Below are 6,759 nucleotides of genomic sequence, written 5' to 3' on the forward strand. Positions count from 1 at the left end.
ATAGAGAAGCAAAAAGACGAATAGAATGAAATGGAGCAAAAGCAATGAGAAAATTAGGGATTTCAGTATACCCAAATCATAGTAGTGTCACAGAGATTAAAGCTTATATGGATTTAGCAGCAAAGTATAACTTTAAACGAGTCTTTACTTGCTTGTTGTCTGTGGAAGAAGGAAAAGAAAAAATCGTGGAGGAATTTACAGAAACGATTTTTTATGGAAAATCTTTAGGGATGGAAGTCATTGCAGATGTCAGCCCTAAAGTTTTTGGCGAATTAGGCATTAGTTATGATGATTTAGCTTTTTTTAAAGAAATCGGAGCAGATGGTATTCGTTTAGATATGGGATTTACAGGGAATGAAGAATCTATTATGACGTTTAATCCACAAGATTTAGAAATCGAATTGAATATTAGTTCAGGTACGCGCTATTTAGAAAATATTTTAAGCTATCAAGCGAATCCTGATAAGTTGTTAGGCTGTCACAATTTTTATCCTCATCGTTATACAGGTTTAAACTATGAACATTTTTTTGAAACAACGAAAGTATATAAAGAACATGGCATTAAAACGGCAGCGTTTATTAATTCACCTACGGCAACTATTGGACCATGGCCAGTAGAAGAAGGGCTATGCACCTTAGAAATGCATCGAACATGGCCGATAACTACACAAGCCAAACATTTATGGGCAACAGGTGTGATCGATGATGTGATTATTGCGAATGCGTTTGCTTCAGAAGAGGAGCTCAAAGCACTAAGTGAAATCGATCCATATCGTTTGACCTTTGATTGTGTCATTGATCCAGCAACACCAGAAACGGAAAGAAAAATAATTTTAGAAGAGTTTCACTTTAATCGTGGAGATATTTCTGATTATGTTGTACGATCGACTCAAAGCCGTGTGAAATATAAAGGGCACGAATTTGTTCCTTTTAATACAGTAGATATGCAAACAGGGGATATCATTATAGAAACATCATTGTACGCACATTATGCAGGTGAACTGCAAGTCGCCTTATTGCCAATGGAAAATTCGGGAAAATCAAATGTTGTTGGAAGCATAATACAAGCGGATCGAATGTTATTACCTTATTTAGAACCATGGCAAAAATTTAGATTTCATGAGGTCATCCATGCAACTGAGCAGTGAAGACAAGTAAAAATAAAAACAGTATAATAGAGGAGAAGTTCATGGTTTATGCAGTTGGTTTAATGTCAGGTACATCTTTAGATGGCGTTGATGCAGCGCTAGTAGAAATTTCTGGAAAAAATGAAACAACATCGGTTGAATTACTGGAATTTTTGACATGTCCATTTGAGGAGAAGACGCTTCAAAAAATTCGTGAAACTTTGTCGCTAGAAAGTTCAGATGTAGAAAAAATTTGTTCATTGAATATTGAATTAGGTGAACTATTTGCCAAAGCAGTTTTAATGGTTTGTGATAAAGCAGGAATTTCCTCAGATGAGCTGTCATTTATTGGAAGTCATGGACAAACACTGTTTCATATTCCTTTTGCTCGTGCTGATTTTTACGCTTCGACTTTTCAAATCGGGGATCCTGCGGTAATATGCGAACGGACGAAAACCACTGTTGTTTCCAATTTCAGAGAACGAGACATGGCCGTTGGCGGTCAAGGAGCACCAATTGTTCCGTATTCAGAATACATTTTGTATCAAAAGCCTGATACCACAAGGTTATTACAAAATATTGGTGGTATCGGTAATGTGACAGTGATTCCTAAATCTGGAAAGTTAGCTGATATAGTTGCTTTTGATACCGGTCCTGGAAATGTGATCATGAATGAATTATGCCTATATTTCTTTGATCAAGAGTATGATAAAGACGGCTTACACGCTAGTCGGGGAACCGTTGATCAAGCATTGCTAAAAGAATTAATGACTCATCCTTACATTCAAAAATCCTACCCGAAAACTACTGGACGAGAGGATTTTGGGAAACAGTTTACCGCAACGCTTTTGAAAAAATGGCAATTGCCGCCAGAAGATTTCATAGCAACAGCGACCATGTTTACAGCTAAATCTATTGCAAAAGCGGTCAAAGAGTTTATCGAGGGAGACACAGAACTGATCATAGGTGGGGGCGGTAGTTACAATCAAACGTTAGTCTCAATGATCAAACAAGAGCTACCTAATGTTCAAGTCTTGATTCAAGAAGAAATCGGATATTCATCGGAAGCAAAAGAAGCGATCGCAATGGCTGTTTTGGCAAATCAAACCTTGCAGCATTGTACGGGTAATGTACCAAATGCAACAGGTGCGAAAAAAGCGGTACCTTTAGGAAGTATTACCTATTATTGATTAGCTATACTTGTTTGAGGAGGATGGGACAGAAGTGTTTAACCTCGAGAAATAAGAGGGAATTCACGGAAATTGATCTTCAAATTTTTGTGAATTTCAGCTTATTTCCGAAGAGGTTGCTTCTGTTTCCACCGTTTATTCGTAGTTAGTGTGTGAAACAAAAGTGCTTTTTACTTTTGCCCCCCCATTTCAAACGTACATATTTTTGAAAAAAGTTTGGAAAAATAAAAAAAGGGAGATGAATTAATGAGTGGTGAAAATATTCAGGGAAGAATTATCAGTATGTTGGATATCTTACCGAATTCTGAACGAAAAATCGGTAAAGTTATTTTGGACAATCCCTCAATGGTGATCGATATGACTGCTTCTGAGTTGTCGACATACGCAGGAACCAGTCCTGCAACCGTGATTCGATTTTGCAAAAAAATCGATGTGCCAAGTTTTACACAATTAAAAATCCGACTATCAGCTGAAATTGAAGCGCCTGTTTATGAAGGCTATTCAGATATTACAGCAAATGCAACAGTTGATGAAATCAAGACAAAATTATTAGGTAATGCGTACCAATCAATGCAGGAAACAGTTGCTTTGCTCAATGAACAACGAATTGAAACAATTGTTGATGTATTAGTCACAGCACCGATTATCTATGTTTTTGGCATCGGCGCTTCATATTTAGTTGCAGAAAATATTGCGCAAAAATGGAATCGAATTGGTAAAACGGTTGTTTGTGTGCAGGACTCTCACGTATTAGTGACCATTTTAGTTGCTGCACCTAAAAATGCTGTCTTTTTCTGTATTTCGCATTCAGGAGAAACCAAAGAAGTTCTACGCTTGCTGGATGTTGCTAAAAAACATCAATTAAAAACAATTGGTTTATCTCAATTCGGGAATAATACGTTGACGAATAAAGTTGAATACGCCTTACAAACCGTTCGTTCCAATGAAGCTGTTCTAAGAAGTGCGGCAACGACCTCTCTACACGATCAATTTATTGTTGTTGATGTATTATTCTATGCTTATGCATCACGGAATTTCGATAAGACAATTGAAATGATCCAAGAATCAAAATCAGAAGTCAGGAAATATGAAAATTAATCCACTTATAAAGACAAAAAAATACTATAACCAACAGAAAGATTTGCTGAACATCTAAAACTGTTGAGTATAGTATTTTTAGTATAATTATTCTAAGTTGATTTTATTTAAAATAAACACACACACATTCAGGGGCGTAAACATCTTTTTGAATCATTTCCAAAAGACCAGTTTCTTCATCTCGACGATAAAGTGTTAAATTATCTGTATTTTGATTGGCTGCAACCACAAATTTACCAGTTGGATCTAAATCAAAATCTCTTGGAATGTCGCCTTCTGTAGAAATCAACTGCACACGATCCACTTTGCTACCATCTTCAGATGTGGCAAAAACAGCAATTGAATCATGTCCACGGTTTGATGCATAAACAAAGCGTCCATCAGCCGAAATACGAATCGCGGCACCGCCATTGAATTCGTTGAATCCATCAGGTAAAGTCGATACTTTTTGAACTTGTTCAAATGAACCATCAGTTGCATTATAAGCTAAAACGGTCACTGTACTGTCTAATTCACCAAACAGATAAGCAAATTGATTATTGGGATGGAAAACTAAATGACGAGGACCAGTACCAGGTTCTGCCACATATTGAGCTACCTCGGATAATTTACCCTCTGTACTTACATCATACGTATAAACACGATCTGTACCAAGATCACAAACGACTAAACGGCGATCAGGTGTTAAATCTGTATAATGAACATGGGCATTGTCTTGATTTTCATGAGGACCAGTCGCTTCATCATGAACAATCTTATCTGTATCTTCTAAACGTCCATCGGTTAAAATACGATAAACATGAACGATTCCTTGATGATAATTAGCACCAAAAACCAGTTGTTTTTCTTCGTCAATCGCTACATAACATGGAGGAGCGCCAGCTTCGGTTACTTTATTGATCAAATCAAACTGTCCGTTAGTATTCTTGTAAGCTGCCATGCCGCCTTCACCATCAACAGAGGTCACATTGAAAAGGTCACCTTTTTGATTTAGTGCTAAGTATGTCGGGCTAGTTTCTTCTACTAATAAAGATGCATCAGAAAGAGTTTCTTTCTCTGTATCCAGTGCAATCTGATAAATTCCTTTACTTTCTCTACGTGTATAAGTCCCTAATAAAATTTGTTCCAGCATGAAATTCCCTCCATTTTTTACTGCTCTTTTAAAAGAAGCAGCAATTGATTTAACTCTTTTAGTATACCATAAGAATTCCTATATTTAGTAAATCTTTACAAATCCAATGTTCGCATTTTCACTTGATTTATGCTATTATATCTTAAGACTGTAACGACAGTCATTTTTAATTTTAGAGGGGTGACACGCATGTACGATAATACAAATAGCAACAATGGTGCAGTTCGCTGTTCATTCTGTGGTAAAACACAAGAAGAAGTGAAGAAGATCGTTGCTGGACCAGGTGTCTATATTTGTAATGAATGTATCGACTTATGTAAAGAGATTATTGATGAAGAATTTTACGACGAAGCCGTACGTGAACTAACGGATGTCCCAAAACCTCAAGAAATATTGGATGTCTTAAACGAATATGTAATTGGACAAGATCAGGCAAAGCGCTCATTAGCAGTGGCTGTCTATAATCACTATAAACGTGTAAATCAATCAGAAAATTCAAGCTCTGAAGAAGTAGAATTACAAAAGAGCAATATTTGTTTAATTGGACCAACGGGTTCTGGGAAAACATTTTTAGCCCAAACATTGGCTAGAACACTGAATGTACCATTTGCGATTGCGGATGCTACAAGCTTAACTGAAGCAGGGTATGTGGGAGAAGATGTAGAAAATATTCTATTGAAGCTATTACAATCTGCTGATTTTAATGTAGAGCGTGCTGAAAAAGGCATTATTTATATCGATGAAATTGATAAAATCGCCCGTAAGAGTGAAAATGTATCAATTACTAGAGATGTTTCAGGTGAAGGAGTTCAACAAGCTTTACTTAAAATCTTGGAAGGAACTGTTGCTAGTGTACCACCGCAAGGCGGACGCAAACATCCTCATCAAGAATTTATCCAAATCGATACAACGAACGTCTTGTTTATTGTCGGTGGAGCTTTTGATGGTATCGAAACAATCGTCAAAAATCGTCTAGGTGAAAAAACGATCGGTTTTGGTACAAAAAACAGCAAGCTTAACGAAGGTGAAAGTGTGATGCAGCAAATCATTCCAGAAGATTTATTGAAATTTGGTTTGATTCCTGAATTTATCGGACGTTTACCAGTTACTGCCGCTTTAGAAAAACTAACGACAGATGACTTGGTTCGTATATTGACTGAACCGAAAAATGCGTTAGTCAAACAATACCAAAAATTATTATCTTTAGATGATACTGAATTAGAGTTTGAACCAGAGGCGTTACGTGCGATTGCTAATAAAGCAATTGAGCGGAATACAGGAGCACGTGGCTTACGTTCAATCATTGAAGAGATAATGATGGACGTAATGTTCGATGTACCATCAGATGAAACGATCGAAAAAGTCATTATTACTGAGATGGCTGTTGAAGGTACAGGTAAACCAGCGATCGTTTATAATAAAAAAGACAAAAAAGCTGGTTAATTGAGGTTGGGACAGAAGCGTTTAGTTCTGAGAAGCAAGAGAGAATTGACGAAAAGTACTTTTCTACTTTTTGTCAATTTCAGCTTGTTTGTGAAAGAACTGCTTTTGTCCCACCATTTTTTATTGAAATTAATAGGATTGGAGGTCAAAATATGAATGTTCATAATGCAGAAATCATTATTAGTGCAGTTTCACCAAAACAATATCCTGAGACAGAACTTCCTGAGATTGCTTTAGCAGGTCGCTCAAATGTAGGGAAATCATCATTCATCAACACACTTATCAATCGTAAAAATTTAGCTAGAACTTCTGGAAAACCAGGAAAGACTCAAACGTTGAATTTTTATTTGATCGAAAATGCGTTGCATTTTGTCGATGTTCCTGGATACGGATACGCAAAAGTTTCAAAAACGGAACGAGCAAAATGGGGCGAAATGATCGAGACGTATATGACCACAAGAGAACAATTAAAAGCAGTCGTTTCCTTGGTTGATTTACGTCATGCACCGACACAAGAAGACATTCAAATGTATGAGTTTTTAAAATACTATGAAATTCCTGTGATTGTTGTTGCGACAAAAAAAGATAAGATCCCTCGCGGTAAATGGAATAAACATGAAAGTATTATCAAGAAAGCATTGGATTTTGATAAATCTGACCATTTCATTCTTTTTTCTTCACAAACCAAAGAAGGTAAAGAAGAAGCGTGGAAGGCTATTGAATCCTATCTTTAAGCATATTTCTACAATAAAATAAAGAACAAGCAAAA

The 6,759-nt window shown here is 36.5% G+C and carries 6 protein-coding genes; 5 read left to right on the forward strand and 1 reads right to left on the reverse strand.

Going from position 1 to position 6,759, the window contains the following annotated elements; translation table 11 throughout:
• Positions 1-44: 44 nt before the first annotated feature.
• The 3 genes from JZO69_RS08850 (at position 45) to JZO69_RS08860 (ending at position 3,415) form a co-directional block, all read left to right on the forward strand.
• Positions 45-1,148, forward strand: a complete 1,104-nt coding sequence (locus tag JZO69_RS08850; RefSeq protein WP_207112523.1) for a DUF871 domain-containing protein — start codon at positions 45-47, stop codon at positions 1,146-1,148.
• Between the two features lie 41 nt (positions 1,149-1,189).
• Positions 1,190-2,317 (forward strand): anhydro-N-acetylmuramic acid kinase AnmK, encoded by a 1,128-nt coding sequence (gene anmK / locus JZO69_RS08855; protein ID WP_207112524.1) that lies wholly within the window; start codon positions 1,190-1,192, stop codon positions 2,315-2,317.
• Between the two features lie 246 nt (positions 2,318-2,563).
• A complete protein-coding gene (locus JZO69_RS08860) occupies positions 2,564-3,415 on the forward strand; it encodes a MurR/RpiR family transcriptional regulator (RefSeq protein ID WP_207112525.1) in 852 nt (283 codons plus the stop codon).
• Positions 3,416-3,518: 103 nt separating this feature from the next.
• Here the strand turns inward: JZO69_RS08860 and JZO69_RS08865 are convergent, their stop codons facing one another.
• Positions 3,519-4,547, reverse strand: a complete 1,029-nt coding sequence (locus JZO69_RS08865; protein ID WP_207112526.1) for a lactonase family protein — start codon at positions 4,545-4,547, stop codon at positions 3,519-3,521.
• Between the two features lie 189 nt (positions 4,548-4,736).
• On the opposite strand from JZO69_RS08865, the gene clpX reads away from it, so the two are divergent.
• Complete coding sequence (gene clpX / locus JZO69_RS08870) at positions 4,737-5,990, forward strand: ATP-dependent Clp protease ATP-binding subunit ClpX (RefSeq protein ID WP_207112527.1); 1,254 nt, start codon at positions 4,737-4,739, stop codon at positions 5,988-5,990.
• 152 nt (positions 5,991-6,142) lie between these two features.
• A complete protein-coding gene (gene yihA / locus JZO69_RS08875; RefSeq protein WP_207112528.1) occupies positions 6,143-6,724 on the forward strand; it encodes a ribosome biogenesis GTP-binding protein YihA/YsxC in 582 nt (193 codons plus the stop codon).
• Positions 6,725-6,759 lie beyond the last annotated feature (35 nt).

Source organism: Candidatus Enterococcus ikei, assembly GCF_017316105.1.
Lineage (GTDB): Bacteria > Bacillota > Bacilli > Lactobacillales > Enterococcaceae > Enterococcus_L > Enterococcus_L ikei.

Coding starts and splice junctions, on each gene's coding strand:
- JZO69_RS08850 (WP_207112523.1), top strand. CDS start 45: ATGAGAAAATTAGGGATTTCAGTATACCCAAATCATAGTAGTGTCACA.
- anmK (WP_207112524.1), top strand. CDS start 1,190: ATGGTTTATGCAGTTGGTTTAATGTCAGGTACATCTTTAGATGGCGTT.
- JZO69_RS08860 (WP_207112525.1), top strand. CDS start 2,564: ATGAGTGGTGAAAATATTCAGGGAAGAATTATCAGTATGTTGGATATC.
- JZO69_RS08865 (WP_207112526.1), bottom strand. CDS start 4,547: ATGCTGGAACAAATTTTATTAGGGACTTATACACGTAGAGAAAGTAAA.
- clpX (WP_207112527.1), top strand. CDS start 4,737: ATGTACGATAATACAAATAGCAACAATGGTGCAGTTCGCTGTTCATTC.
- yihA (WP_207112528.1), top strand. CDS start 6,143: ATGAATGTTCATAATGCAGAAATCATTATTAGTGCAGTTTCACCAAAA.